A 25,872-nucleotide genomic window follows, 5' to 3' on the forward strand; every position below is an offset into this window, starting at 1 on the left:
TCCGGGTCGCCGGCCCCGGCCGGGAGGACGCTACGTCCAGGGCGGTCAGGACGGGGCGCAGTTGCTCCGGCTGCCGCACAACGCCCCCCGCAGCCCGCTGCGGCAGGTCGCCCAGCGTCTCGTGTACGCGCTGGCCTGCCTGTTCGCCACCGTCGCCATCGTCTACGCCGACCGCGGGGGGTACCACGACAACGCGGGCGGCCCGATGTCGTTCCTGGACTGCCTGTACTACGCCACCGTCACCCTCTCCACCACCGGCTACGGCGACATCGTCCCCTACAGCGCGGGCGCCCGGCTGACCAATGTGCTGCTGGTGACGCCGCTGCGCGTGCTCTTCCTGATCATCCTGGTCGGCACCACGCTCGAAGTGCTCACCGAACGCACCCGCGAGCAGTACCGCCAACAGCGCTGGAGGTCCTCGGTGCGCGACCACACCGTCATCGTCGGATACGGCACGAAGGGCCGGTCCGCCGCCAGGACGCTGACCGGTCACGGCGTGCCCGCCAAGAACATCGTGGTCGTCGACCCCGAGCCCAGGGCGGTGGACGCCGCGGTGGCCGCCGGGTTCGCCGGCGTGACGGGCGACGGCACGCGCAACGGCGTCCTGATGCGGGCGGAGATCCAGCGCGCCAAGGAGCTCATCATCGCCGCGCAGCGCGACGACACCGCCGTCCTGGTCGCCCTGACGGCGCGTCAGCTCAATCCGCGGATCACCATCGTCGCCTCCGTTCGCGAGGAGGAGAACGCCCCGCTGCTGCGGCAGTCGGGGGCGAACGCCGTAGTCACCAGTTCCGGGGCGGCGGGGCGGCTGCTCGGGATGTCGATGCTCAGCCCCAGCGCGGGCGAGGTGATGGAGGAGCTGATCACCTACGGCAGCGGTCTGGACCTCATCGAGCGTCCCGTCACCAAGGCCGAGGCCGGGCGGGCGCCGCGGGAGATCGGCGACCTGGTGGTGGCCGTGAAGCGCGGCCACCGGCTGCTGGACCACGACGACTCCGAGGCGGCCGAGCTCCAGCTGACCGACCGGGTCATCGTCATCCATAGGGTGGACCGACGGGACCCGATTCCGCCCGGGCAGAGGTAGCGTCGGCTTCATGCATGCGATCACGATCCCCGAACCCGGCGGCCCGGAAGCGCTTGTCTGGACCGAGGTCCCCGATCCCGTACCGGCCGAGGGCGAGGTGCTGGTCGACGTGGTGGCCAGCGCCGTCAACCGGGCCGACCTTCTGCAGCGGCAGGGCTTCTACGACCCGCCGCCCGGCACGTCCGCCTACCCCGGTCTTGAGTGCTCGGGGCGGGTCGCCGCGCTCGGCCCCGGCGTCACCGGCTGGACCGTGGGCGACGAGGTCTGCGCGCTGCTGGCCGGCGGCGGCTATGCGGAGAAGGTCGCCGTGCCGGTCGGCCAGCTGCTGCCCGTCCCCAAGGGGGTGTCGCTCGTGGAAGCGGCCGCCCTGCCGGAGGTGGTGTGCACGGTGTGGTCGAACGTCTTCATGGTGGCCCACCTGCGCCCGGGCGAGACGCTGCTCGTGCACGGCGGTTCCAGCGGTATCGGCACCATGGCGATCCAGCTGGCCAAGGCCGTGGGCGCGAAGGTCGCCGTCACGGCCGGCAGCGCGGCCAAGCTGGAGCGCTGCCGTGAACTCGGCGCCGACCTCGGGATCGACTACCACGACCAGGACTTCGTGCCGGCCGTACGGGACGTGTTCGGCGGCGCGGACGTCATCCTCGACATCATGGGCGCCAAGTACCTGGACCGGAACATCGACGCCCTCGCGGTGAACGGCCGGCTGGCCGTCATCGGCCTGCAGGGCGGTGTCAAGGGCGAGCTCAACCTCGGCAAGCTGCTCGCCAAGCGGGCCGCGGTCACGGCGACCTCGCTGCGCGGGCGCCCGCTGGAGGAGAAGACGGCGATCGTCGCCGCCGTCCGCGAGCACGTGTGGCCGCTGTTCGAGACGGGCGCTGTGGCCCCGGTCGTGGACTGCACCCTCCCCATGGAGCAGGCCGCGCAGGCGCACCGCGTGGTCGAGGAGAGCTCCCACGTGGGCAAGGTCCTTCTGACGGTCTAGGCAGCCGGGACCCAAGGTGCCCGGGTCGGTTCCCCGTGTGACGCTGGGCGCATGGACTGGCGACGTGCGGTGGCGGCTGCCTCCGCCGTCGTCGCCGGGCTCGGTGTCACCGGGGCCGCCGCGCCCGGCCCCGCGCCCAGCGCCTCGCCCACGGCCGGCCTGGCCGGGAGCGTGCCCGGCGAGGGGCGGAGGCATCCCGGCCGCCCGGAGCGGCCGCCGGCGGAGCCGAGCGAGCAGCCGGTGCCGCAGGGGCCGCGGCAGGTCTTCGACGACGGGGAGACCTCCGGTCCCGAGGCCGTGCCCAGCCCCACGGGTCGGGTGCTGGAGGTGCTGCCGCTGGGCGCCGGGCTGCTCCTGATCGGCCTGGGCCTGGGGTTCCTGGGGTGGCGGCTGCGGCGCGGGGCCTGAGGTCCGCCGGGCAGCGTGGTCGGGCGGACCACGCGGAGGGCGGTGGGCCGCGCGGCGTCCTGGCGGCGGGCTGCCCGCGGGCAGGAGGCCGGCCATCCCGCTCCCGCCGCACCCCATCAGGAAGCCTCCCGCCCCCCGATCCCGGTAGGCGCTCCCCCCGCCCGCCGGGCTGCGCGACGTCCGGTGGGGGTAGCGGATGCTTTCAGGGGGCAGAAAACCTTCGCAAGCGCCGGTGCGCGACAATGGCGGCATGGAGATGCCGATGAACGAACGGTCGCAGGAGAGCCCGCAGGTCCTGGTCGTCGGCCCGGACGGGATGGCCCTCGGCGGCGGACACGCCGGACGCGCCGGAGAAGGCGACGAGCAGCGCGAGGTCCCCGTGACGGAGATGGTCGAACAGCCCGCGAAGGTCATGCGGATCGGCAGCATGATCAAGCAGCTTCTGGAGGAGGTCAAGGCGGCGCCGCTTGACGAGGCCAGCCGGGCCCGCCTGAAGGAGATCCACCACAGCTCCGTCAAGGAGCTGGAGGCGGGGCTGGCCCCCGAGCTGGTCGAGGAGCTGGAGCGGCTGTCGCTGCCCTTCGCCGAGGACGGCGTGCCGAGCGACGCCGAGCTGCGGATCGCGCAGGCGCAGCTGGTGGGCTGGCTGGAGGGCCTCTTCCACGGCATCCAGACGGCGCTGTTCGCGCAGCAGATGGCGGCCCGCGCCCAGCTGGAGCAGATGCGCCGCGCGCTGCCGCCCGGTGCCGTGCACGAGGGCGACGAGGACGGGCACCTGCCGGGCGGCGCCCGCTCGGGTCCGTACCTGTAGGCGGCGCGGCCGGTGCGCGGGCGGTCGTCCGCGCCGTGCCGGCGGGGCCACCTCCGTACTCGTAGGTACAGGGTGACGGGGGCCGGGAGCGGCCCTCGTGCCGCGCGGTCCGGCGAGTCCGTGCCCGGGGGCGTTGCCCGCGGCCGCCCGGCTCAGCCGCTCTCGCCGGTGGAGACCCAGATGGTGACGGTGTCCCCGGCCTTGAGCGGGTCGTAGCGCCGGGGCTGCTGGTCGATGACCGCGCCCTTGCCGTAGACCTGCTCGTTGCGGTACTTGACCTGGTACTTCCAGCCCGCTTCGGTCATGCAGGCCTTCACCGAGTCCACGTACTTGGTGAAGAAGTCCGGCATGATCACCGAGTTGTCGTCCTGGTAGTTCTTGGTGGCCTCGGTGCAGCGCGCGGCGTCGATGGTCCGGCTCTGGTCGGCCTGGCTGACGCCCGGCGCGGGCTGGTTGTCGTCGCCGGTGGGCTGGGAGGGGGTTCGCCCGGTGGACCGGTCGGTCGCGGGGGTGCTCGCCTGGTAGCCGTCCGTCGGCGTGCGGCCGCCGGCGCCGTTGTCGGCACCGGTGCCGTTGTCCTTGTTGAGCGAAAGGACGATGGCCACGACGACGACGATCGCGATGACCGCGACCGTGGCGCCGATCGCGACGACCGCGGTCGATCCCCCGCCGCCCCGTCTGCCGCCTCCGGAGGGATGGTTCGGCTGCAGCGTGTACGGGGTGGTGGAGTGCTGGGCGGGGTGCTGCTGCCCGCCGTTCTGCGGATATCCGTACGCGGGCCGGGACGCCGGCGGCGGGGTCTGCGCGGCCTGGCCCCAGCCGCCGTGGAGCGGGGCCTGCTGCGGGGTGTGCTGCGTGTGCTGAGGTGCCTGGTACGGCGCCGGCGGAGTCTGCGACTGGTGCGACTGGTGCGAGGGATGCGGCTGGTACGGCTGCCGCACGGGCGGTTGCGGGGTCCGCAGATCGCCCTGGACCGGCGGGAAGACCGCCTGCGAGACCGCCTCGCCGCGGCCGCGGGCCCGCGGGCCCTCGCCGATGATCAGCGGCGTCGTGCCGGCGCCCCGCTCGGGCGCGGCCACACGGTCCGTCTCGTCCTTCATCGCGTCGGCGGTCGGGAAGCGCTCGGCCGGGTTCTTCCGCAGGGCGCGGGCGACGAGCGCGTCCACGCCCGGCGTCACCACCCGGTTGAGCCCGGAGGGGGCCGGCGGCATCTCCTGGACGTGCTGGTAGGCGATGGACAGCGGGGAGTCGCCGTCGAAGGGCAGCCGCCCGGTGAGCAGCTCGAAGAGCATGCAGCCCACCGAGTACAGGTCGGAGCGCTCGTCCACGCCCCGGCCCAGCGCCTGCTCGGGGGAGAGGTACTGCGGGGTGCCGACCACCATGCCGGTCTGCGTCATCGACGTGACGCCGGACTGCATCGCGCGGGCGATGCCGAAGTCCATCACCTTGACGACGCCGCGGCGGGTCAGCATCACGTTGCCCGGCTTGATGTCGCGGTGGACCAGGCCCACGCTGTGGCTCTCCGAGAGCGCCGCCAGCACGTCGGAGACGATCTTCAGGGCCTTCTCCGTCGGCATCGCGCCGAACTGCGCGATGTCCTCGTCGAGTACCGTGCGCAGCGGCTTGCCCTCGACGTACTCCATGACGATGTACGGCACGACGGCGCCGTCGACGGTGTCCTCGCCGGAGTCGAAGACCGAGACGATGTTGGGGTGGTTGAGCTTCGCGACGGCCTGCGCCTCACGCCGGAACCGCTCGCGGAAGGACTGTTCGCGCCCGAGATCGGTGTGCAGGGTCTTGACGGCCACGGGCCGGTCGAGGACGGTGTCATGGGCCAGGTGCACCGAGGCCATGCCCCCCTGTCCCAGCAGGTCGCGCAGTACGTAGCGGCCACCGCCGACCGAACGCCCCGCATGCGTGCCCTGCGCGCCGTCCCCGCCCATACGTACCCGCCCCTTGAACGTCCCCCCGAGCGCACCAGGCGCACAAAGGCGTGTCCCGACCCTGACCGCCAAGTCTGCCCGACCCCCTACTCAGGTCAAGTTCGTTGACCTGTTCGTCACCGGATGCGTATGAATCCCTTCACAAGTGGCTCAGCCACACGACCGCCGCGGAACGCGGTAGCGTGGTGCGCCGGAGGACCCTGTACGGCGACGATCGACGGCGAGGACTGATGGCACAGACGACAGCCGCCGGCGGCACGGACGAGCCCTCTGCCGGTGGTGCGGGAGTGCCCGATTCGCCGGAGCACTGGGGTGCCTCGGGCCTGGTGGGTGACGGCCGTTACCGGCTGACCGGACGGCTGGGCCGCGGCGGCATGGCGGAGGTCTTCGCCGCCGAGGACGTACGGCTCGGGCGGACGGTGGCGGTGAAGCTGCTGCGCTCGGACCTGGCGGAGGACCCGGTCTCCAAGGCCCGCTTCACGCGCGAGGCGCAGTCCGTCGCCGGGCTCAACCACCACGCGGTGGTGGCGGTCTACGACACCGGCGAGGACGTCACGCCGAACGGCACCGTCCCGTACATCGTCATGGAGCTGGTCGAGGGCAGGACCATCCGCGACCTGCTGGTCGGCTCGGACGAGCCGCCGCCGGTGGACCAGGCCCTGATCATCGTCTCGGGCGTGCTGGAGGCACTGGCCTACAGCCACGCGCACGGCATCGTGCACCGGGACATCAAGCCCGCGAACGTCATCATCACCAACACCGGCGCGGTGAAGGTGATGGACTTCGGCATCGCGCGGGCGCTGCACGGCGCCTCCACCACGATGACCCAGACCGGCATGGTGATGGGCACCCCGCAGTACCTGTCGCCGGAGCAGGCGCTCGGCAAGACCGTCGACGCGCGCTCCGACCTGTACGCGACGGGCTGCCTGCTGTACGAACTCCTGGCGCTGCGACCGCCGTTCACCGGTGAGACCCCGCTTTCGGTGGTCTACCAGCACGTGCAGGACGAGGCCCGCCCGCCGTCGCAGACCAGCGACCGCGTGCCGCCGGAGCTGGACGGCCTGGTGCTGCACGCGCTGGCCAAGCACCCCGACGACCGTTTCCAGACGGCCGAGGAGATGCGCGGCGTCGTCCAGTACGCGCTGGGCATGCTGCACGACCGCGGCGGCCACACGGGCACCTGGGACACCGGTTTCGTGCCGGTGCACAACGGGGGTTCCACGCCGGCGATGGGCATGCCGGGCCAGTACGCCCAGCCGCACCCGGAGCACACCACGGCCGAGTTCCAGGCCCCGCTGCTGCTCGGGCCGCCCGGGGGCGACGGCGGCGACCACGGCGACCCCGGTTACGGCGATCCGCGTCCGCCCGGTGGGGGCGACGGCAACCGCTGGGTGAAACCGGCCCTGTTCGTGATCGCGGCCGTGCTCGCGGTGGCGCTCGGCGTCTGGTTCGCGGTCGCCCACTCCGGTGGCGGCGCCAAGCCCCCGACCGACCACGTGACGCCGACGCAGTCGCAGACGACGAAACAGTCCTCGGAGCCGAACGGGGAGCCCACGCAGGGCAGCACGCAGGACACCACGGGCACGGTCTCCGGCGAGCCACCGAGCAGCTCGACCCCGTCACTGTCCTCGACGCCCTCGTGGACACCCTCGCCGAGCCAGCCGACCACGACCGCGCCGACCACCCCGGCCACCTCCGCGCCGCCCAGCACGACGCCCAGCGCGCCGACTTCGGGTGACGCCAGCGAGGGCGGCAGCGGTGAGCCGGCCGGTGGCAACGGCGGGACCGCGGGCAACGGCGGCGCCGGCGGCTCGGGGGGCGACGGCGGTGACTCCGCCGCGGGCACCGACGGCGCGGGCGGCGTCACTCCGTGAAGGCGTCCATGACGGCCTCGTACGCCCCCGTCCACCAGACGATCAGGGCGGACGAGGCCGGGAAGAGCGGGTCGGCGCGCCGGTCGTCGCGCAGGTAGCGCCAGCTCAGCATCCAGAAGTCGTTGAGCCGTTCCCACCACACGCGGTGCACGGCGGCGGCGAGTTCGGCCTCCGGGACGTCGGCGGCGCGGCGGTAGGCGCGCGCGTAGGCGCGGATCTTGTCCAGTTCCAGGGTGCCGCCGGGCGTCACGAAGAAGATGGCGGCGGCCCGCACCGCCTCCTCCGCGCGCGGCTGCACGTCGAGCCGGTCCCAGTCGACGATGGCGACGGGCTCGTCCTCGCGGTAGAGCAGGTTCAGCGGGTGGAAGTCGCCGTGCACCCACCCGGTGACGGGTTCGGCCGCGTCGGGTTCCGGCGGACGCCGGTGGGCGTGCCGGTCGAGCAGCGCGCGCCGCTCCACCAGCCGGTACTCGGCGAGTTCGTCGAAGGCCTCGCGCGGCGCCTGGTCGCGCACCCGCCGCAGCAGCGTCCGGATGAGGGCGTAGGTGTCCTGCGGATCGGCGCCGGCGTGACCCCCCGCCGGGCGGCCCGGCTCCTCGCCGGGGGCGGGCTGCACTTGTGCGAGCAGGGTGTGGACGAGGCCGAGCAGGGCGCCCAGCCGCCGGGACTCGGCGGTGGTCAGTTCGCTGCCGTCGCGGTGCCGGCCCTCGATCCAGGGGTAGAGGGCGAAGCGGCGTCCGTCGAGTTCGGCGACGGTGCGGCCGTCGGAGTCGGGCAGCGGCGGGGCGACGGGCAGGCCGAGTGCGCCCAGGCGCTGGGTGGCGCGGTGCTGGCGGGCGATGACCGCGGAGTCGGCGGTGGCGGGTTCGACGTACAGCTTGAGGAAGAAGCTGCCGCGGGTGGTGGCCAGCCGGAAGCCCTTGTTGAGCAGGCCCGTGGCCACGGGTTCGCAGGACAGCGGATCGCCGGCGTCGGCGTATCGGCGCAGCAGGGCGTGCAGGGTCCCGCCGGAGGGCGGCGCCGTCGCCGTACTCCCGATCACCAGGCAGATGCTAGATCATTTCGGTGGTGGACTCGCGGGTCGAGGCGTACGTACACATAGCCCGGTGACGGGGTTGTATCGTTTCGAGTTTCTGTGCCGAAAAGTGCCCGCTGCTCGTCCGAGGGCTCGAAGGCCCGCGCCGTCCCGAGGAACTGCACCGCCCACCCGGCCTCCACGTCGTCCGCCTGGTAGGCGACGACGGTGCCGTCCACGCCCCAGGCGCGGCGGGTGCGGATCAGTACGGCGCCGTCGTGGACGACGTGCCGTGCGACGGCGATGTACGGCAGGGCCCGGCGGGTCAGCGCCAGCCGTCCGTACCGGACCCTTTCCAGCAACGCCAGCGCAGCGTGCCCCTCCTCGAACTCCATGGCTCCCACCTTGCCGGGGCGCTGGGCCGCCGGCGCAGAGCACTCCGCCCCCAGCTGCGGGGCCGATGGTCCCTTACCGGTCGGAATCGGGCGGCGGAACGGCGATGCCGGGAATGCCGAGCAGGCGGTCGCGCAGCACCGGGAAGTCGGCACGGGTCTTGGTGACGAGGCCGGGGTCGAGGTCGACGGTGAGGACCTCCTCGCCGGCGCCCGCCTCGCCGAGGACCGCGCCCCAGGGGTCGACGACCAGGCTGTGCCCGGCGAGCTCGACGCCCGCGTGCGTCCCGGCGGTTCCGCAGGCCAGGACGAAGGCCTGGGACTCCACGGCACGGGCGCGGGCGAGCAGGGTCCAGTGCTCGCGGCGGCGGGCGGGCCAGCCGGCGGGGAGGACGAGGAGTTCCGCGCCCGCGTCGACCAGCAGCCGGAACTGCTCGGGGAAGCGCAGGTCGTAGCAGGTGGCGAGGCCCACGCCGATGCCCTGGACCTCGGCGGTCACGATCCGGTCGCCGCCGCTCATGAGCACGGCCTCGCCGCGGTCGAAGCCGAAGCGGTGGATCTTGCGGTAGGTCGCCCGCAGTGCGCCGTCCGGGGAGAAGAGCAGGGAGGTGTTGTACAAGGAGCCGTCCGCGGCCCGTTCGACGACGGAGCCCGCGTGGAGCCAGACCCCGGCGTCGAGCGCGGCGGCGCTCATGACCTCGGCGGTGGGCCCGTCGAGCGGTTCGGCCTCGGTCTCGAAGAGGTCGGCGGCGAAGGCGCCGACCGGCCAGAGCTCGGGCAGCACGACCAGGTCGGAGCCGGCCCGGTCGCGGACGAGTGCGGCGGCGCGTTCGCGCCGGGCGTGCACCGGTTCCGCCGGGTCGACGTCGATCTGGATCAGGGAAACGCGCACGGTACCACCGCCCATGAGTCGGGACATCCTGCCGGGCCTACGATCGTCACACGAAAGCACTCCCGTGGTGTCACTGCGCAGCGTAATTTAAGGCGCACACCACGACCGCGCACCGACCGTCGAGGGGTCCCGTGACCGGCACCGTCCACAGCCAGCTCCAGCCGTACATCGACGCCTGGACCCACTCCATAGAATCCATGGCCGAGTTGGTCCGCCCCGTTCCGGCGGGTGCATGGAACCGGCCGACCGAGTGCCCCTACTGGTCCGTCCGTGACGTTGTGTCACACGTGATCGGTTTTGAATGCGAACTGCTCGGCGATCCTCGCCCGATCCACACACTTCCGAGCGATCTGCGTCACATGACGTCAGAGTACGCCCGCTACGTGGAGGTGCCGGTCGACAAGCGGCGTCACCACACCGCGCCCGAGGTGGTCGGGGAGCTCGACTACACGATCATCCGCCGGTCCCGCCAGCTGCGGAACGAGACCCGCGGGCCGCAGGACACCGTCCGCGGTCCGATGGGCAAGGAGACCACCCTCGAAGAGCTGCTGAAGTGGCGGATCTTCGACGTCTGGGTGCACGAGCAGGACCTGCGCCGCGCGCTGGGCGAGCCGGGCAACCTGGACTCCCCCGCCGCGGCCTACGCCCGTGACTGGATCCTGGCCGAGCTGCCGCGGGTCGTCGCCGAGCGGGCGGCCGCCCCGGCCGGTTCCGCGGTCGTCTTCGACATCCACGGCGAGCAGGAGTTCATGCGCACCGTCCGGGTCGGCCCCGACGGCAAGGGCTCGATCGACGGCAGCGTCTCCCTGGGCCCCGCGGTGACGATGACCATGGACTGGGAGACCTTCCTGCGGCTGACCTGCGGCCGCACGCGGGCCAAGGCGGTCGAGGACCGGATGAAGATCGAGGGCGACCAGGCGCTGGCCGAGGCGATCCTCGCCAACATCGCGGTCACGCAGTGAGCCAGGAGGGGGCGTTCACGTCCCGGCCGGCACGTGGACGCTCTCGACGCGGCTGACGGCGATCCGCTGCCGTTCCAGCCGCGCGGCCCGGCCGCGCAGCCGCAGGATCTGGACCACGCCGAGCGCCTGGAGGACGAACACGCTGCTCCAGGCGATCCGGTAGTCGCCGCCGCTTGCGTCCAGCAGGACGCCGATGGCCAGCAGCGTGGCCATCGAGGCGGTGAAGCCGCCGATGTTGACGATGCCGGACGCCGTGCCGAAACGCTCCGGGGGGTTCGCCGGGCGGGCGAAGTCGAAGCCGATCATCGACGCCGGCCCGCAGGTCCCCAGGACGACGCAGAGCAGCGCCAGCAGCCACAGCGGGGCGTGCTCGGCGGGCCACGCCAGGACCACCGCCCACATCAGGGCGGTGGCGCCGACGACGCCCAGGGTGAGCGGCATCCGGGCGCCGTGGTGGCGGCCGATGATCTGGCCGAAGAGCATTCCGAAGACCATGTTGGCCACGACGACCACGGTCAGCAGGGTGCCGGCCGCCTCACGGGACAGCCCCTGCGCCTGCACCAGGTACGGCAGGCCCCACAGCAGCAGGAACACCATGCCGGAGAACTGCGTGGTGAAGTGCGTCCACATCCCGAGCCGGGTGCCCGGCTCCCGCCAGGCCGCCGCGATCTGCCGCTTCACATAACCGCGCCCGTGGTGCTCGGCGGGGGCGGGCTCGAAGCCCTCGGGGTGGTCCTTCATGAAGAGCAGGACGAGGACGAGGACGAGCGCGCCGCCGAGCGCCGTGCCGACGAAGGTCGGCGTCCAGCCCGCGGAGTGCAGCAGCCGCGCCAGCAGCACGGTGCTGAGCAGGTTGCCCGCGACGCCGAACAGCGCCGCGCCCTGCGCGATCATCGGCCCCCTGCGGGCCGGGAACCACCGCGAGCCCAGCCGCAGCACGCTGACGAACGTCATCGCGTCGCCGCAGCCCAGCACCGCGCGGGCGGTCAGGGCCATGCCGTACGAGTGCGACAGGGCGAAGCCGAGCTGGCCCGCGGTGAAGAGCACGATGCCGATGGTCAGCACCCGCTTGGTGCCGAGCCGGTCGACCATCAGGCCGACGGGTATCTGCATGCCGGCGTAGACCAGCACCTGCAGGATCGAGAACGTGGACAGCGCGGACGCGCCTATGTGGAAGCGTTCGGCGGCGTCGATGCCGGCGACGCCGAGGCTGGTGCGGTGCACGACCGCGACCATGTAGACGAGGGTGCCGATGCCCCAGACCCCGACCGCCCTGACGCCGCCGGGTGGTTCACCGGTGGTGGTGCCGATCGATGCCATTACTCCCCCCGGGCCAGATGGTTCACCCAGCTGACGTGGCGTTCGACCAGAGCGGCGGCCGCGCCGGCGTCCCCGGCGCGCAACGCGTCGAGGATCTCGGTGTGTTCGGTGATGTTCTTGGCGATGCGGCCGGGGTCGGCGTGCATGGTCGCCACCCCCATCCGCAGCTGACGGTCCCTCAACTGGTCGTACAGGTGGGACATGATGCGGTTGCCGGCGGCGCGCACGATCTCGGCGTGAAAGCTCCGGTCCGCCATGGCGAAGGCGGCCAGGTCGCCGGTGGCCGCGTGGCCGCGCTGCTCCTCCAGCAACTGCTGCAGCCGGGACAGCAGCCACGGCGGGACGGGCTCCAGTTTCAGCACCGCGTGCCGTTCCACCAGCAGCCGGGTCTCCACGACGTCGGCGATCTCCTGCGCGGAGACCGGCAGCACCAGGGCGCCCTTCTTCGGGTACAGCTTCAGCAGCCCCTCGGCCTCCAGGCGCAGCAGGGCCTCGCGCACCGGGGTCCGCGACACGCCCACCGCCTCGGCGAGCTCGCCCTCGCTCAGGAGGGTGCCGCCCTCGTAGCTGCGGTCCAGGACGGCTCGCTTGACGTGGGTGTAGACCCGCTCGGCGGCGGGCGGCTGCTTGGCGGCCGGCTCGGCGGCGGCGGTCGCGACGGGGCTCTGGTTCATGATGCGCACATCATAGATACAACAGGTATGCGCCGGCAGCTCACGTCCGCGATACGGACGGGCACGGACCGTGAGCCGTCAGTTTCCGGCCGTTCCCGGCGTGCCGGGGCCCTCCGGGCGCTGGTCGGGCCGCTCGGATCGTTCGGGCCGCTCGGGGTGCAGCCGGGCGACGTAGGCCGCGGCCTGGGTGCGGCGCTGCATGCCGAGCTTGGCCAGCAGCGAGGAGACGTAGTTCTTGACCGTCTTCTCGGCCAGGTGCAGCCGCTCGCCTATCTGCCGGTTGGTGAGTCCCTCGCCGATCAGGTCGAGGATGCGCTTCTCCTGCTCGGTGAGGTCGGACAGGCGGTCCTCGGCCTTCTCGGCGCCGCCCCCGCGCAGCCGCTCCATCACCCGGGCGGTCGCGGCGGGATCCAGCAGCGACCTGCCCGCGGCGACGTCCCGCACGGCGCCCACCAGGTCGCTGGCGCGGATGTCCTTGAGCACGTAACCGGCCGCGCCCGCCATGATCGCGTCGAAGAGCGCCTCGTCGTCCGCGTACGAGGTGAGCATCAGGCACTTGGTCTCCGGCTGCCGGGACCGGACCTCCCGGCACACCTCGACCCCGCTGCCGTCCGGCAGCCGGACGTCCAGCAGCGCCACGTCGGGCCGTACCGCGGGCAGCCGCGCCAGCGCCTCGGCGGCCGTGCCGGCCTCGCCGACGACCTCGATGCCGGGCTCCGCGGAGAGCAGTTCGTGCACCCCCCGCCGTACGACTTCGTGATCGTCGAGCAGGAATACCGCGATTGTCGACTTTTCGGGCACAACTTCAGCGTTGCACACCCGACCACAGCCGACCTCTTACGCAGATTCGATCCGCGGGATACCGTGCCGTTGTCCCGGTGGCCTGCGAGAACGTCCATTTACTAGGAAATCCAACCAAAACCGCAGGTAGAACCCTCTTCGCGCGAAAGCGGGAGGTGTGGGTAACGTTCACTTCGCAGGGCTGCCTGCCGGGGTCCATCAACACTTCCGGCTCGGCCGTGCCGCACACACCCCGTGCGCCGCGACGAGACGGTAGGAGCCGCACTGGCCGCCGGCGGATCCCGGGGGCCGGACAGACGGAGGAGCAAGCGTGAGCGTGAAAAGCACTGCCGCGAAGCCCCGTACGCCCCGTACGGGCACCCGCGGTGGCGCGAAGCGCCGTGAGGCCGAGCCGGAGCTGGTACAGCTCCTGACTCCCGAGGGCGATCGCGTCGAGCACAGTGAGTACTCCATCGACCTGAGCCCCGAAGAGCTGCGCGGTCTGTACCGGGACATGGTCCTGACCCGCCGTTTCGACGCGGAGGCCACGTCCCTGCAGCGACAGGGCGAGCTCGGTCTGTGGGCCTCGCTGCTCGGCCAGGAGGCCGCGCAGATCGGCTCGGGCCGGGCGACCCGGCAGGACGACTACGTCTTCCCCACCTACCGCGAGCACGGCGTCGCCTGGTGCCGCGGGGTGGACCCGGTCAATCTGCTGGGCATGTTCCGCGGGGTCAACCACGGCGGGTGGGACCCCAACGAGAACAACTTCCACCTGTACACGATCGTCATCGGCTCCCAGACGCTGCACGCCACCGGCTACGCCATGGGCGTCGCCAAGGACGGCGCGGACTCCGCCGTCATCGCCTACTTCGGCGACGGCGCCTCCAGCCAGGGCGACGTCGCGGAGGCCTTCACCTTCGCGGCCGTCTACAACGCCCCCGTGGTCTTCTTCTGCCAGAACAACCAGTGGGCGATCTCGGAGCCCACCGAGAAGCAGAGCCGCGTCCCGATCTACCAGCGCGCCGCCGGCTTCGGCTTCCCGGGCGTGCGGGTGGACGGCAACGACGTCCTCGCGGTGCTCGCGGTCACGCGCGCCGCCCTGGAGCACGCCCGTTCCGGCCAGGGCCCGATGCTGGTCGAGGCCTTCACGTACCGCATGGGCGCCCACACCACCTCCGACGACCCCACCCGCTACCGCCTCGACGAGGAGCGCGAGCAGTGGGAGAGCAAGGACCCGATCCTGCGGCTGCGGGCCTACCTGGAGAAGCAGGGCATCGCGGACGAGGCGTTCCTCGCCGGGATCGAGGAGGAGAGCCTCGCCCTGGGCAAGCGGGTCCGCGAGGCCGTGCGCGCCATGCCCGACCCCGACCCCATGTCGATCTTCGAGAACGTCTACGCCGACGGACACGCGCTGGTCGACGAGGAGCGCGCCCAGTTCGCCGAGTACCTCGCCGCCTTCGAGGAGGGCCACTGACATGGCAACGATGACCATCGCCAAGGCCCTCAACGAGGCACTGCGCAAGGCCCTGGACACCGACCCCAAGGTCGTCCTCATGGGCGAGGACATCGGCAAGCTCGGCGGTGTCTTCCGGATCACCGACGGCCTGCAGAAGGACTTCGGCGAGGAGCGGGTCATCGACACCCCGCTCGCCGAGTCCGGCATCGTCGGCACCGCGATCGGCCTGGCCCTGCGCGGCTACCGCCCGGTCGTGGAGATCCAGTTCGACGGCTTCGTCTACCCCGCGTACGACCAGATCGTCACCCAGCTCGCCAAGATGCACGCGCGCGCCCTGGGCAAGATCAAGCTGCCGGTCGTCATCCGCATCCCGTTCGGCGGCGGCATCGGCGCGGTGGAGCACCACAGCGAGTCGCCCGAGGCGTACTTCGCGCACACCGCCGGACTCAAGGTCGTCACCCCGTCGACCCCGCAGGACGCCTACTGGATGCTGCAGCAGGCGATCGAGTCCGACGACCCGGTGATCTTCCAGGAGCCCAAGCGCCGTTACTGGGACAAGGGCGAGGTGGACACCGAGTCCATCCCCGCTCCGCTGCACAAGGCCCGTACGGTCCTGGAGGGCACCGACCTCACGCTGGTCGCCTACGGCCCGATGGTGAAGGTCTGCCTGGAAGCCGCCGCCGCGGCCGCCGAGGAGGGCCGTAGCCTGGAGGTGGTCGACCTCCGCTCCCTGTCGCCGATGGACTTCGACGCGATCCAGGCCTCGGTCGAGAAGACCCGCCGCCTGGTCGTCGTGCACGAGGCCCCGGTGCAGCTCGGCACCGGCGCGGAGATCGCGGCCAGGATCACCGAGCGGTGCTTCTACCACCTCGAGGCACCCGTGCTGCGGGTCGGCGGGTTCCACACGCCGTACCCCCCGGCCCGGGTCGAGGAGGAGTACCTGCCGGGCCTGGACCGCGTACTCGACGCGGTCGACCGCGCACTGGCGTACTGAGGAGAGGGTTGTGACGACAGTGGCAGCACCGCAGCGCTTCCGCGAGTTCAAGATGCCGGACGTCGGCGAGGGACTCACGGAGGCGGAGATCCTCAAGTGGTACGTCAAGCCCGGTGACACGGTCACCGACGGTCAGGTGGTCTGCGAGGTCGAGACCGCCAAGGCCGCCGTCGAGCTGCCGATCCCCTTCGACGGGGTCGTGCACGAACTGCGCTTCCCCGAGGGCGAGACGGTCGACGTCGGCACGGTGATCATCGCCGTGGACACCGGCCAGGGCGAGGCGGAGGAAGCACCGGTGGCCGTGGCGGCCCCCGCGCAGGCCGCCGCCCCCGCCCCCGCGGGCGCCGAGCCAGAGCAGAAGCGGCAGCCCGTGCTGGTCGGCTACGGCGTCGCCGCCTCGTCGACCAAGCGCCGCCCGCGCAAGCAGTCCGCCGTGCCGGCGCAGGGCGCCGCCGCCGGCGCGCTCCAGGCCGAGCTCAACGGACACGCCCCGGCCGCCCCGGCCGTGCCCGCGGTTCCGACGGCGTTCGCGCCGGCCGAGGCGCGTCCGCTGGCCAAGCCGCCGGTGCGCAAGCTCGCCAAGGACCTCGGCGTGGACCTGGCCGGGATCACCCCGACCGGTCCCCAGGGCACCATCACCCGCGAGGACGTCCAGAACGCGGTCGCTCCGGCGGTCCAGGCCGCACCCGCGGCCGTTCCGGCCGCCGCGGCCACGGCGGCCTTCGAGGCGCCCTCCACGGCGACCTCGGTGAGCACCGCCCCCCTGGAGACCCGGGTCCCGATCAAGGGCGTCCGCAAGGCCACGGCCGCGGCGATGGTGGCCAGCGCCTTCACCGCGCCGCACGTGACCGAGTTCGTCACCTTCGACATCACCCGCACCATGCGGCTGGTCCAGGAGCTCAGGACCGACCCGGCCTTCACCGGCCTCAAGGTCAGCCCGCTCCTGATCGTCGCCAAGGCCCTGCTCGTGGCGATCCGGCGCAATCCGGAGATCAACGCCGCCTGGGACGAGGCGAACCAGGAGATCGTCCACAAGGGATACGTCAACCTCGGCATCGCCGCGGCCACCCCGCGCGGCCTGATCGTCCCCAACATCAAGGACGCCCAGGCCAAGACGCTGCCCGAACTGGCCACCGCCCTCGGTGAACTCGTCGCCACCGCGCGTGAGGGCAAGACCTCCCCCGCCGCCATGCAGGGCGGCACGGTCACCATCACCAACGTCGGTGTCTTCGGCATCGACACCGGCACCCCCATCCTCAACCCCGGGGAGTCCGCGATCCTCGCCTTCGGCGCGGTCAAGGACATGCCCTGGGTCCACAAGGGCAAGGTCAAGCCCCGCCAAGTCACCACGCTCGCGCTCTCCTTCGACCACCGCCTGGTGGACGGCGAGCTCGGCTCCAGGGTCCTCGCCGACGTCGCGGCGGTCCTGGAGTACCCCAAGCGCCTGATGACCTGGGCCTGATCACCCCCGTCACACCATCGAGAAGGGCCCGGACGTGTGTGCGTCCGGGCCCTTCTCCCGCGTGTCGCCCCCCACGCGGACCGGATCTGTGACGTCATACGGCCATGGCGGTATCCATCTCGCTGATCCTGCTGCTGGCAGTCCTCACGCTGGTGCTCCTGCGCGCCAAGTCGCTGAAGGTCTCCCATGCCCTGCTCTGCATGCTCCTCGGCTTCTGCCTCGCGAGCTCCAGCCTGGCCCCCACCATCCACTCCGGACTCGTCGCCACCACCGACGTCGTGGGCGACCTACGCCCCTGAGCCGCTGTTCTGTCACACCCCTCCGGCAGACTCCGCCGGTGTATGGACACCGGACAGTTCTGGCAGCTCATCCACGACGCCCGAGGCCAAGTCGCCGACCCCACGGACCCCGAGGCGGTCGCCGCAGGCGCCGGCGGGCCGCTCGCCGGGCAGTCCCCGGAGCGCATCGTCGCCGCCCAGCAGGTCCTGTGGGACCTCATGGCGGCCTCCTACCGTGCGCCCCTGTGGGCCGCCGCCCACCTGATCAACGGCGGGTGTTCCGGCGACGGTTTCGACTACGTCCGCGGCTGGCTGATCACCCAGGGCCGCGAGGTCCTCGGCCGCGCCGTCCGTCCGTGCGGCGTGCGCCGGCACCGGCCCGGACCTGGGGTGCGAGGCGACCTCGCCATCGTCTGGGACGCGCACCTGACGGCGACCGGCGAGGAACTTCCCGGTGACGTGTTCACCATCAGCTACCCGGACCTCGACCCCGCCTGGCGCTTCGACTTCGGCGACCCGGCCGAGATGGCCCGCCGCCTGCCGGCTCTGAGCGCGCTCTGACGCGGAAGTCCGCTCGGGACGGGGATAAAGGCGAGCTGCCCGTGAAACGTCTGTGCGATCATCCTCTCCGGCTCACCACACACCGCACACACGTCCGCCGTCAGGGCGGACCCGACGCACCCATGCGTCTCATCAGACCGCTCCGGGGGGAACGGAATGCCTCGACACCCGCGTACGACGGGGAGACCCGCGCCGTACGCCGCACTGCTGCTCGTCCTGTCGGCCCTGCTGGCGGCCCTGCTGCCGGTGGGCGCGGCACCGGCGTACGCCGATACCGCCGCGGAACCCGGCGACTGCGCCGTCCTGCCGCTTGCCCCGTTCGGCGACCCGGGGTCCGCGGTGGCCTCGGCGACCCTTCCCGAGGACGGCACCGTCTGCTACACCTTCACCGCTGAGCAGCCGGGGCTGCACCGGGTCCTGGTGCACGACCTCCACGGCGAGACCGGCGCCCAGGTGTACGACGGCGCCGCCCCGCTGAACTGCTACGACGCGGAGTGGGGCAGCGCGGGCTGGTGCGAACTGCCCCACGCGGGCGCCTACACCGTCACGGTTGCCAACTACGGGTGGACCACGGATACGTTCGACCTCGCGGTGGTCGCTCTCGCCACGACCGCGAACTGCGGGCCGGAGACCGGCACGTCGTGGGACACCCCGGCCGTGGACGTGTCCGTGCCCGGCCCGCTGGGGATGGCGTGCGTGCCGTTCACCGGCACGGCGGGCGAACGGGTCCTGCTGTACGCGGACGGCACCACCCTGTACGCCGGAGCCACGTCCTGGATCACGGACGCGACCGGGGCGCGCATCTGCCCGCACTTCAACGAGGACGACAGCATCGGCTGTGTGCTGCCCGGTGACGGCCCGTACCGGGTACTCAGGCAGGTCACCGGGACCGGCGACGGGTCGCCGGCCGAGCACACCGTCGCCGTTCGCCGGCTGTCGGACCCCGCCGGCTGCGAGACCGTCCCGCTCAACACCTTCGGCTCCGGGCCCACGGCGACCACCCCGGGCACCGAGTGCAAGGTCTTCACGGCGCCGAAGGCCGGACGCTACGACGTGTACCAGGTCTCCTCCGACAGCCGTTCCGGGACCGATGTCTACGACCGGGCCGGCAAGAGCGTCTGCCGTTCCTGCGAGCTGCCCGCGGGCACCTACACCGTGCTCACCGATCAGTCGACCCTCATCCTCGACCGCTCCTCCACCGCGGGCTGCCGGCCCGCCGGACTGGGCACGTACCACGGCGAACTCGGCGAGGTCGGCGAGGTCGACTGCCTGACGCTGTCCCTCCCCGAGGGGGCCCGGATGGCGGCGCTGCGGCCCCTGAGCACGACCGGCCCGAGCATCGACGTCGTCGTGGTCGACGCCGAGGGCGTACAGCGGTGCGACGGGACGGACCTCGCCCAGGGCTCGTGCGCGCTCACCGGCACGGGCCCGTTCCGCGCCCTGGTCTCCACCACGACTCAGTCCACGCCCACGGGTCCGTACGACCTCGCCTTCCACCGGACGGACGACGCGAGCGGCTGCCAGGTCTTCCCGGCCGGCGACTTCACCGCCGCCAGTGCCTCGGCCGGATTCGGAACCGGCGACGGTGCCTTCTCCCACTGCCTGACCATTCCGGCCGACGACCACAGCGCGATGGAGACCCTGCACCTGCGCGCGGCTCCGGGGACCACGGGCACGGCACGTTTCTCGGTCCTGGACGCCGACGGGAAGCAGGTGTGCTCCGCGGGGCCCTCGCTGCTGACCTGGGTCGCCTGCGGCCTCACTCCGGGTGTGGCGCACACCGTGCTGGTCACCGGCCGGGAGACCGCTGCGACCTACACCCTCGTCCGCCGCGACGTCACGGCGACCGCCAAGGGCTGCACCGCCAACCCGGCGACCGCGGTGGGCGGTCCGTCCACGGGCGGGGCACTGGGCGTGCCGGGCGAGACGGTGTGCCGGCAGGTCACCACGGCGAACGCGGGGGACACCCTGCACGTCAATGTCCGTGACGCACTCGGCACCGCGAACTCGTACGTCTTCGACGCCGACGGCAAGAGCCTCTGCCTTCGTGCCAACTCGTCCTGCGCCGTGAGCGGTTCGACTCGCTACCAGGTGCTGGTCACGGTCCCGTCCTCCCTGAAGGCCGCCTCCTCCTACCGATTCGACGCCCTGCGCATCGCCACGCCGCAGGGCCCGGCGCCCGAGTGCGTCACGGTCCCGAACATCAGTTACGGGTACGGGCCCGTCACCGGCACCCTCGACGAGCAGCACACCGCCGTCTGCGCGGCGCTGCCCACCGCCTACCACGACCGCTTCGACGTCCCCGTGACCGACACCGGCGGCGCCACCGAGACCGCGGTGCCCGCCCTCTACGACGAGAGCCTCGACAACGGCTGCACGCTGTACATCCCCAGCGGGTACCAGTGCTCGGTGAACGAGCCGGCCACGGCGAAGACGACCCCGAGCGTCTTCGTCCTCGGCCTCCCCGAGAAGGCGGCGCAGACCTCCTACCGGGCCGAACTCGTCTGCACGTCCGGACCCTGCGGCACCGAGAGGATCGGCGTCACGGGGGTGACCCCGACCACGGGTCCGAGCGGCGGCAGAACCACCGTCACGGTGACGGGCAGCGCCCTGCACCAGGACGACAAGGTCCGGATCTACCGGTCCGGCGGTACGCCGATCACCGCCACCACGGTCTCGGTCTCGGCCGACCGCAGGACCCTGACCGCCGTGCTGGACCTCAGCGGGGTCGCCCCCGGCACCTTGAGCCTCAGCGTCTTCACCCACGACGGCTGGGAGCGTCAGCAGGGCACCTTCACCGTCACCGAGCAGCCCGCGTTGAAGGCCACCACCACCCCGGCGGTCAAGGGCACGGTCCGGGTCGGCGAGAAGCTCACCGCCTCCCCCGGCACGTGGTCGGCCGCGCCCGAGGCGTACGCCTACCAGTGGAGGGCCGACGGTACGGCGATCTCCGGCGCCACCGGGTCGGCGTACACGGTGCCGTCCTCGCTGCTGGGCAAGAAGCTCACAGTGACGGTGACGGCCCGCCGCGCCGGTTACCGCGACGGCACTGCCACCACCCCCTCCGCCACCGTCGCGAAGGGGCTCGCGCCCAAGGCCACCGCCCACCCGGCGATCAAGGGAACCGTGCGGGTCGGCGTCAAGCTCACCGCGGCCCCCGGCACGTGGTCGCCCGCCCCGTCCTCCTACGCCTACCAGTGGAAGGCCGACGGCAAGGCGATCTCCGGGGCGACGAAATCCACGTACACGGTCCCGGCCTCGCTGACGGGCAGGAAGCTGTCCCTGACGGTGACCGCCCGCCGCGCGGGATGCAGTGACGGCTCCGCCACCACGTCCGCGGTCACGGTCGCCAGGGGCCTCGCGCCCAAGGCCACCAAGCTCCCGGCGATCTCGGGCACCGCCAAGGTGGGCCGCACGCTCACCGCGGGGCACGGTACCTGGTCGCCCGCGCCGACCTCGTACCGCTACCAGTGGTACGCGAACGGCAAGGCGATCGCGGGCGCGACCAAGTCCACGCTGGTCCTGAAGTCCGCCCAGCGGGGCAAGAGGATCACCGTCAAGGTGAGCGCCGTACGCACCGGCCACTCCACCGGGTCGGCCACGAGCAGGGCGACGTCGACCGTCGCCCGCTGAGCCGTCCCGCTGCCCGCTCCCGCTCCCGTCCGCCCCCGGCCGCCAACACGCGGCCGGGGGCGGACGCGTTCATCCGGCGGAGTGCCCGTCCCCCACCTGGTGCTCGACCCGGTGCCGGATGTACGCGTCGGGGTGGGAGCGGGCGATGGCCACCGCCGCGTGCACCAGATCGTGCAGTTCCGGCGGATAGGCGGATGTGCGCAGCGGCAGTTCCGGGAGGATGCTGCGGCGGACGTCGAGGTGCTCGTTCTCCACGAACTCCCGCAGCGCGGCCTGGTGCCACTTCGCCACCAGGGCCCGACCGTCCTCGGGCTCCTCCCGGTCGGCGGTGCGGGGTTCCTCCGCCCGCACGAGCGGCATCCGCAGCGGCAGGGCGGTCCAGTACCAGGCCCGTGCGGCGCCCGCCCGTTCCGGATCCGTGCCCGTCCGCAGGTACCGCAGCAGCGCGGCCCGGACGCGCCGGTACCCGAAAGCGTTCAGGGCGGGCTCGACGAACTGACGGTCGAAGCTCGGATCCGGGTCGTGGACGGCCGCCCTGAGCAGCACGTCGAAGGACTCCTCGGAGAGGCTCAGCCCCCGGCGGCACGCCGCACGCAGCGCCGTCCGGACACGGTGCTCCCAGGCTCGTTCGCCCCCGGGCACAGGGCCCGGCTCCGGCCGGGCAGGGACGTCGAGCCGCAGGAGGCGGGCGACGTCCGCCAGACACCGCGAGAACGCTTCGCGCCGGTCCTCCGTGTGCTCCGGCAGCGCCATGAACACCTGTGGCGGCTGTGCCCGCCGTGCCGTCCCGCCGTCGTCCGTCCCGCGCCCGTCCGTGGTCATCCGCCGCCCCCTGTTCCGTGCCCCTCGCGCGTGAACAGGTGTCCGCGCCCGGATGGCATCCTTGCAGCATGAACGATGCCGCTCCCGCCTCCCGCCGTGCCCGTGTCCGTGCCCCCGAGCTGATCGGGAAGGGCGGCTGGCTGAACACCGGCGGAAAGCAGCTGACCCTCTCCGACCTGCGCGGATCCGTCGTCATTCTGGACTTCTGGACGTTCTGCTGCATCAACTGCCTGCACGTCCTGGACGAACTGCGCGAGCTGGAGGAGAAGCACCGCGACACCGTGGTGATCGTCGGCGTGCACTCGCCGAAGTTCGTGCACGAGGCGGAGCACCAGGCGGTCGTGGACGCCGTGGAGCGGTACGGGGTGCACCACCCCGTGCTGGACGACCCCGAGCTGGCGACGTGGAAGCAGTACGCCGTGCGGGCGTGGCCCACGCTCACCGTGATCGACCCCGAGGGCTACATCGTCGCCCAGCACTCCGGTGAGGGCCACGCGCACGCGCTGGAGGCGCTGGTCACGGAGCTGGAGGAGGAGCACGCGGCGAAGGGCACACTGCGGCGCGGGGACGGCCCGTACGTGCCGCCGGAGCCGGTGGCGACGCATCTGCGGTTCCCGGGCAAGGCGCTGCGGCTGCCGTCGGGCAACCTGCTGGTGTCGGACTCCACGCGGCACCAGCTGGTGGAGGTCGCCCCGGACACGGAGACCGTGGTGCGGCGGATCGGGGAGCCGGGCGACTTCAACGAGCCGCAGGGCCTGGCGCTGCTGCCGGACGGCACCGTGGTGGTCGCGGACACCGTGAACCACCGGCTGCGCACGTTCGACCCGGACAGCGGCGCCCTGCAGACGGTCGCCGGGACGGGCAGGCAGTGGTGGCAGGGGTCGGCGACGTCGGGCCCGGCCCTTGAGGTGGATCTGTCCTCGCCGTGGGACGTGGCCTGGTGGGACGGCAAGGTGTGGATCGCGATGGCCGGCGTCCACCAGCTGTGGACGTACGACCCGCAGGACGGCACCGTGCGGGTCGCGGCCGGCACGACCAACGAGGGCCTGGTGGACGGCCCGGCGGACGAGGCGTGGTTCGCGCAGCCGTCCGGACTCGCGGCGGCGGAGGACCGGCTGTGGGTCGCCGACTCCGAGACCAGCGCGCTGCGCTGGGTGGAGCGGGACGGAGCCGGAGCCGACGCCGGTGACGGCTACGCGGTGCGCACCGCGGTCGGGACGGGCCTGTTCGACTTCGGCCACCGCGACGGCGCGGCGGAGCAGGCGCTGCTCCAGCACCCGCTGGGCGTGACCGCGCTGCCCGACGGCTCGGTCGCGGTCAGCGACACGTACAACCACGCCCTGCGCCGGTTCGACCCGGCCTCGGGTGAGGTGACCACGCTGGCGACCGATCTGCGCGAGCCCTCGGGGGCCGTGCTGGACGGCGACGAGGTGGTGGTCGTGGAGTCGGCGCGGCACCGGCTGACGCGGCTGCGGCTGCCGGAGGAGGCCGTGCGGGTCGAGGCCGCGGCGCACCGCACGCAGCGTCCCGCCACGGAGGTGGCGCCGGGGGCGCTGCGGCTGGACGTGGTCTTCACCGCGCCGGCCGGCCAGAAGCTGGACCGGCGCTACGGTCCCTCGACCCGGCTGCTGGTGAGCTCGACCCCGCCCGAACTGCTGCTGGAGGGCGAGGGGAAGGGAACGGACCTCTTCCGGGACCTCGTGCTCAACGCCGAGGTGGCGGAAGGGGTGCTGCACGTGTCGGCGATGGCCGCCTCGTGCGACGACGACCCGGACAACGAGTTCCCGGCCTGCCATGTGCACCAGCAGGACTGGGGTGTCCCCGTACGCCTGACCGGCGACGGGGACACCCGCCTGGCCCTGGTGCTGGCGGGCATGGACGCCTGAGGCGCCGTCATGCCGGTCAGATGTGCGGGTAGTGGCGGTCCCGTTCCTCGACGACCGGCATCGGCTCCACGATCCGGCGCCGCTTGAAGATGCTGACGTACGCCGCCACACCGATGACGCCGACCGCCATCATGATGAGGCCGACCAGGTCCAGGTTGACCCCGGCCATGTGCCAGTCGGTCGCGAAGGTGAGGATGGCCCCCACCGCGATGAGACCGATGCAACCGCCGATGCCCATGATGTCCGCCTCCGAACTGCTCTGGCCCTAGGGGCTGGTAGACCTTCGCCTACCCGGAGGCGGACATCTCATGACCGGTGTGGGCGGTCAGCCCTCAAGGAACGCCTTGAGCGCGCTCGCCAGCAGGTGCGGGTCGTCGGCGCCGCACAGCTCGCGCGCGGAGTGCATCGACAGGATCGGCACGCCGACGTCCACGGTCGTGATGCCGTGCCGGGCGGCGGTGATGGGGCCGATGGTCGTACCGCAGGGCATGGCGTTGTTGGAGACGAAGGACTGCCACGGCACCCCGGCGCGCTCGCAGGCGGCCGCGAAGACGCCGCGGCCGGCGCCGTCGGTGGCGTAGCGCTGGCTGACGTTGACCTTGAGGATGGGGCCGCCGTTGGGCATCGGGCGGTGCGTCGGGTCGTGCTTCTCCGCGTAGTTGGGGTGCACGGCGTGGCCGGTGTCGGCGGAGACGCACACCGTGCCGGCGAAGGCGCGGGCGCGGTCCTCGTAGCCGCCGCCGCGGGCGAAGACGGACCGCTCCAGGACGTTGCCGAGCAGCGGGCCGGCGGCGCCGGTGTCGGACTCGCTGCCCGTCTCCTCGTGGTCGAAGGCGGCCAGCACCGGGATGTACGGCAGCGCCGACCCGGCGACGGAGGCCAGTGCGGCGGTGCCGGCGTGCACGGAGAGCAGGTTGTCCAGCCGGGCGGCGGCCAGGAATTCGCGGTCGCGGCCGAGGTAGGCGGGCGGCTGGACGTCGTGCGTCATCAGGTCCCAGCCGACGACGTCGGCGGCGGCGACGCCGGTCTCCTCGGCGAGGAAGGCCATCAGTGCGCCCTCGTCGACCTCGCCGAGGCCCCAGATCGGCTGCATGTGCCGCTGCTTGTCGAGCTTGAGCCCGTTCTCGTTGACGCCGCGGTCCAGGTGGACGGCCAGCTGCGGCACCCGCAGCAGCGGCCGGTCGATGTGGACCAGGGGCGTGCTGCCGTCCCGCAGCACCAGGCGGCCGCACAGGCCCAGGTCGCGGTCGAGCCAGGTGTTGAGCAGGGCGCCGCCGTAGACCTCCACGGCGATCTGGCGCCATCCGAAGGAGCCGGAGTCGGGGCGCGGCTTGACGCGCAGGTTGGTGGAGTCGGTGTGCGCGCCGACGATCCGGAAGGGGGTGGCGGGGCCGGCGCCCTCGGGCACGTACCAGGCGATGATCGCGCCGCCCCTCAGCACGTACTTGCCGCCCGCCTCGGCGTTCCAGGGCTCGGTCTCGGCGACCTGTCGGAAACCCGCCTTCTCCAGGCGCTCGGCGGCACCGGCGACCGCGTGGTACTGCGACGGGCTGGCCGCGACGAAGGCGGCGAGGTCATCGGTGTGGCTGCGGTCGAAGTGGGGCTGAGGGTTCATGGTTCAAGGATAGGGACGCACGGCGGCC

At 72.5% G+C, this 25,872-nt stretch carries 23 protein-coding genes; 13 read left to right on the top strand and 10 right to left on the bottom strand.

The annotated features are described in order from the left end of the window. Positions 1-61 precede the first annotated feature (61 nt). From ACIP98_RS00395 to ACIP98_RS00410, 4 genes are all read left to right on the top strand, one after another. Positions 62-1,084, top strand: coding sequence for a potassium channel family protein (locus tag ACIP98_RS00395; protein WP_401973422.1), 1,023 nt, complete (start codon positions 62-64; stop codon positions 1,082-1,084). 10 nt (positions 1,085-1,094) lie between these two features. Beyond that, on the top strand, positions 1,095-2,066 hold the full coding sequence (locus ACIP98_RS00400; RefSeq protein ID WP_401973015.1) for an NAD(P)H-quinone oxidoreductase: 972 nt from the start codon (positions 1,095-1,097) through the stop codon (positions 2,064-2,066). 51 nt (positions 2,067-2,117) lie between these two features. Beyond that, entirely contained in the window at positions 2,118-2,474 is a 357-nt protein-coding gene (locus ACIP98_RS00405; protein ID WP_319660066.1) for a hypothetical protein, read from the top strand. 250 nt (positions 2,475-2,724) lie between these two features. Beyond that, positions 2,725-3,285 carry a bacterial proteasome activator family protein gene (locus ACIP98_RS00410; protein ID WP_319660067.1) on the top strand — a complete coding sequence of 187 codons (561 nt, stop codon included), beginning with the start codon at positions 2,725-2,727 and terminating at the stop codon, positions 3,283-3,285. A gap of 152 nt (positions 3,286-3,437) precedes the next feature. Here ACIP98_RS00410 and ACIP98_RS00415 read toward each other — a convergent pair whose 3' ends face one another. Continuing rightward, positions 3,438-5,228, bottom strand: coding sequence for a protein kinase (locus tag ACIP98_RS00415; protein WP_401973016.1), 1,791 nt, complete (start codon positions 5,226-5,228; stop codon positions 3,438-3,440). 230 nt (positions 5,229-5,458) lie between these two features. On the opposite strand from ACIP98_RS00415, the gene ACIP98_RS00420 reads away from it, so the two are divergent. After that, positions 5,459-7,102 carry a protein kinase gene (locus tag ACIP98_RS00420; protein ID WP_401973017.1) on the top strand — a complete coding sequence of 548 codons (1,644 nt, stop codon included), beginning with the start codon at positions 5,459-5,461 and terminating at the stop codon, positions 7,100-7,102. Here ACIP98_RS00420 and ACIP98_RS00425 read toward each other — a convergent pair. From ACIP98_RS00425 to ACIP98_RS00435, 3 genes are all read right to left on the bottom strand, one after another. Beyond that, complete coding sequence (locus ACIP98_RS00425; protein WP_401973424.1) at positions 7,092-8,147, bottom strand: phosphotransferase; 1,056 nt, start codon at positions 8,145-8,147, stop codon at positions 7,092-7,094. The genes ACIP98_RS00420 and ACIP98_RS00425 overlap by 11 nt on opposite strands. Next, positions 8,141-8,512: a pyridoxamine 5'-phosphate oxidase family protein gene (locus ACIP98_RS00430; RefSeq protein WP_319660071.1), complete on the bottom strand. Its 372-nt coding sequence runs from the start codon at positions 8,510-8,512 to the stop codon at positions 8,141-8,143. The genes ACIP98_RS00425 and ACIP98_RS00430 overlap by 7 nt, the downstream gene beginning before the upstream one ends. Positions 8,513-8,585: 73 nt before the next feature. Further along, a complete protein-coding gene (locus ACIP98_RS00435; protein WP_401973018.1) occupies positions 8,586-9,401 on the bottom strand; it encodes a carbon-nitrogen family hydrolase in 816 nt (271 codons plus the stop codon). Positions 9,402-9,532: 131 nt separating this feature from the next. On the opposite strand from ACIP98_RS00435, the gene ACIP98_RS00440 reads away from it, so the two are divergent. Then, a complete protein-coding gene (locus tag ACIP98_RS00440) occupies positions 9,533-10,363 on the top strand; it encodes a maleylpyruvate isomerase family mycothiol-dependent enzyme (protein WP_319660073.1) in 831 nt (276 codons plus the stop codon). 15 nt (positions 10,364-10,378) lie between these two features. Here ACIP98_RS00440 and ACIP98_RS00445 read toward each other — a convergent pair whose 3' ends face one another. The 3 genes from ACIP98_RS00445 to ACIP98_RS00455 form a co-directional block, all read right to left on the bottom strand. Continuing rightward, on the bottom strand, positions 10,379-11,683 hold the full coding sequence (locus ACIP98_RS00445; protein WP_319660074.1) for an MFS transporter: 1,305 nt from the start codon (positions 11,681-11,683) through the stop codon (positions 10,379-10,381). Next, positions 11,683-12,357 carry a GntR family transcriptional regulator gene (locus ACIP98_RS00450; protein ID WP_319660075.1) on the bottom strand — a complete coding sequence of 225 codons (675 nt, stop codon included), beginning with the start codon at positions 12,355-12,357 and terminating at the stop codon, positions 11,683-11,685. Before ACIP98_RS00450 ends, ACIP98_RS00445 begins: the two co-directional genes overlap by 1 nt. A gap of 78 nt (positions 12,358-12,435) precedes the next feature. Then, on the bottom strand, positions 12,436-13,158 hold the full coding sequence (locus ACIP98_RS00455) for a response regulator transcription factor (RefSeq protein WP_319660076.1): 723 nt from the start codon (positions 13,156-13,158) through the stop codon (positions 12,436-12,438). A gap of 310 nt (positions 13,159-13,468) precedes the next feature. Here ACIP98_RS00455 and pdhA point away from each other — a divergent pair, with 310 nt between their 5' ends. From pdhA to ACIP98_RS00485, 6 genes are all read left to right on the top strand, one after another. Then, on the top strand, positions 13,469-14,611 hold the full coding sequence (gene pdhA, locus ACIP98_RS00460) for a pyruvate dehydrogenase (acetyl-transferring) E1 component subunit alpha (protein WP_319660077.1): 1,143 nt from the start codon (positions 13,469-13,471) through the stop codon (positions 14,609-14,611). Position 14,612: 1 nt separating this feature from the next. Beyond that, positions 14,613-15,587 carry an alpha-ketoacid dehydrogenase subunit beta gene (locus ACIP98_RS00465; RefSeq protein WP_319660078.1) on the top strand — a complete coding sequence of 325 codons (975 nt, stop codon included), beginning with the start codon at positions 14,613-14,615 and terminating at the stop codon, positions 15,585-15,587. 52 nt (positions 15,588-15,639) lie between these two features. Further along, positions 15,640-17,049, top strand: coding sequence for a dihydrolipoamide acetyltransferase family protein (locus tag ACIP98_RS00470; protein ID WP_319660387.1), 1,410 nt, complete (start codon positions 15,640-15,642; stop codon positions 17,047-17,049). Positions 17,050-17,153: 104 nt separating this feature from the next. Beyond that, on the top strand, positions 17,154-17,348 hold the full coding sequence (locus ACIP98_RS00475; RefSeq protein ID WP_319660079.1) for a hypothetical protein: 195 nt from the start codon (positions 17,154-17,156) through the stop codon (positions 17,346-17,348). A gap of 42 nt (positions 17,349-17,390) precedes the next feature. Continuing rightward, positions 17,391-17,888, top strand: a complete 498-nt coding sequence (locus ACIP98_RS00480; RefSeq protein WP_401973019.1) for a DUF4240 domain-containing protein — start codon at positions 17,391-17,393, stop codon at positions 17,886-17,888. Positions 17,889-18,044: 156 nt separating this feature from the next. Then, positions 18,045-21,521 (top strand): IPT/TIG domain-containing protein, encoded by a 3,477-nt coding sequence (locus ACIP98_RS00485; RefSeq protein WP_401973020.1) that lies wholly within the window; start codon positions 18,045-18,047, stop codon positions 21,519-21,521. Between the two features lie 69 nt (positions 21,522-21,590). Here the strand turns inward: ACIP98_RS00485 and ACIP98_RS00490 are convergent, their stop codons facing one another. Further along, positions 21,591-22,343, bottom strand: a complete 753-nt coding sequence (locus ACIP98_RS00490; protein ID WP_401973021.1) for a hypothetical protein — start codon at positions 22,341-22,343, stop codon at positions 21,591-21,593. Between the two features lie 68 nt (positions 22,344-22,411). Here ACIP98_RS00490 and ACIP98_RS00495 point away from each other — a divergent pair, with 68 nt between their 5' ends. Further along, complete coding sequence (locus ACIP98_RS00495) at positions 22,412-24,229, top strand: NHL domain-containing thioredoxin family protein (RefSeq protein WP_319660084.1); 1,818 nt, start codon at positions 22,412-22,414, stop codon at positions 24,227-24,229. Between the two features lie 16 nt (positions 24,230-24,245). On the opposite strand, the gene ACIP98_RS00500 is transcribed toward ACIP98_RS00495, so the two are convergent. Together ACIP98_RS00500 and ACIP98_RS00505 are read right to left on the bottom strand one after the other, a co-directional pair. Beyond that, positions 24,246-24,467 carry a hypothetical protein gene (locus tag ACIP98_RS00500; RefSeq protein ID WP_319660085.1) on the bottom strand — a complete coding sequence of 74 codons (222 nt, stop codon included), beginning with the start codon at positions 24,465-24,467 and terminating at the stop codon, positions 24,246-24,248. An 87-nt stretch (positions 24,468-24,554) separates the two neighbouring features. Beyond that, positions 24,555-25,844 carry a M18 family aminopeptidase gene (locus tag ACIP98_RS00505; protein ID WP_401973022.1) on the bottom strand — a complete coding sequence of 430 codons (1,290 nt, stop codon included), beginning with the start codon at positions 25,842-25,844 and terminating at the stop codon, positions 24,555-24,557. Positions 25,845-25,872: the final 28 nt, after the last annotated feature.

The organism is Streptomyces sp. NPDC088354 (assembly GCF_044753585.1).
GTDB lineage: Bacteria > Actinomycetota > Actinomycetes > Streptomycetales > Streptomycetaceae > Actinacidiphila.

Coding starts and splice junctions, on each gene's coding strand:
- ACIP98_RS00400 (WP_401973015.1), top strand. CDS start 1,095: ATGCATGCGATCACGATCCCCGAACCCGGCGGCCCGGAAGCGCTTGTC.
- ACIP98_RS00405 (WP_319660066.1), top strand. CDS start 2,118: ATGGACTGGCGACGTGCGGTGGCGGCTGCCTCCGCCGTCGTCGCCGGG.
- ACIP98_RS00410 (WP_319660067.1), top strand. CDS start 2,725: ATGGAGATGCCGATGAACGAACGGTCGCAGGAGAGCCCGCAGGTCCTG.
- ACIP98_RS00415 (WP_401973016.1), bottom strand. CDS start 5,228: ATGGGCGGGGACGGCGCGCAGGGCACGCATGCGGGGCGTTCGGTCGGC.
- ACIP98_RS00420 (WP_401973017.1), top strand. CDS start 5,459: ATGGCACAGACGACAGCCGCCGGCGGCACGGACGAGCCCTCTGCCGGT.
- ACIP98_RS00430 (WP_319660071.1), bottom strand. CDS start 8,512: ATGGAGTTCGAGGAGGGGCACGCTGCGCTGGCGTTGCTGGAAAGGGTC.
- ACIP98_RS00445 (WP_319660074.1), bottom strand. CDS start 11,683: ATGGCATCGATCGGCACCACCACCGGTGAACCACCCGGCGGCGTCAGG.
- ACIP98_RS00450 (WP_319660075.1), bottom strand. CDS start 12,357: ATGAACCAGAGCCCCGTCGCGACCGCCGCCGCCGAGCCGGCCGCCAAG.
- ACIP98_RS00465 (WP_319660078.1), top strand. CDS start 14,613: ATGGCAACGATGACCATCGCCAAGGCCCTCAACGAGGCACTGCGCAAG.
- ACIP98_RS00470 (WP_319660387.1), top strand. CDS start 15,640: ATGCCGGACGTCGGCGAGGGACTCACGGAGGCGGAGATCCTCAAGTGG.
- ACIP98_RS00475 (WP_319660079.1), top strand. CDS start 17,154: ATGGCGGTATCCATCTCGCTGATCCTGCTGCTGGCAGTCCTCACGCTG.
- ACIP98_RS00480 (WP_401973019.1), top strand. CDS start 17,391: ATGGACACCGGACAGTTCTGGCAGCTCATCCACGACGCCCGAGGCCAA.
- ACIP98_RS00485 (WP_401973020.1), top strand. CDS start 18,045: ATGCCTCGACACCCGCGTACGACGGGGAGACCCGCGCCGTACGCCGCA.
- ACIP98_RS00490 (WP_401973021.1), bottom strand. CDS start 22,343: ATGACCACGGACGGGCGCGGGACGGACGACGGCGGGACGGCACGGCGG.
- ACIP98_RS00495 (WP_319660084.1), top strand. CDS start 22,412: ATGAACGATGCCGCTCCCGCCTCCCGCCGTGCCCGTGTCCGTGCCCCC.
- ACIP98_RS00500 (WP_319660085.1), bottom strand. CDS start 24,467: ATGGGCATCGGCGGTTGCATCGGTCTCATCGCGGTGGGGGCCATCCTC.
- ACIP98_RS00505 (WP_401973022.1), bottom strand. CDS start 25,844: ATGAACCCTCAGCCCCACTTCGACCGCAGCCACACCGATGACCTCGCC.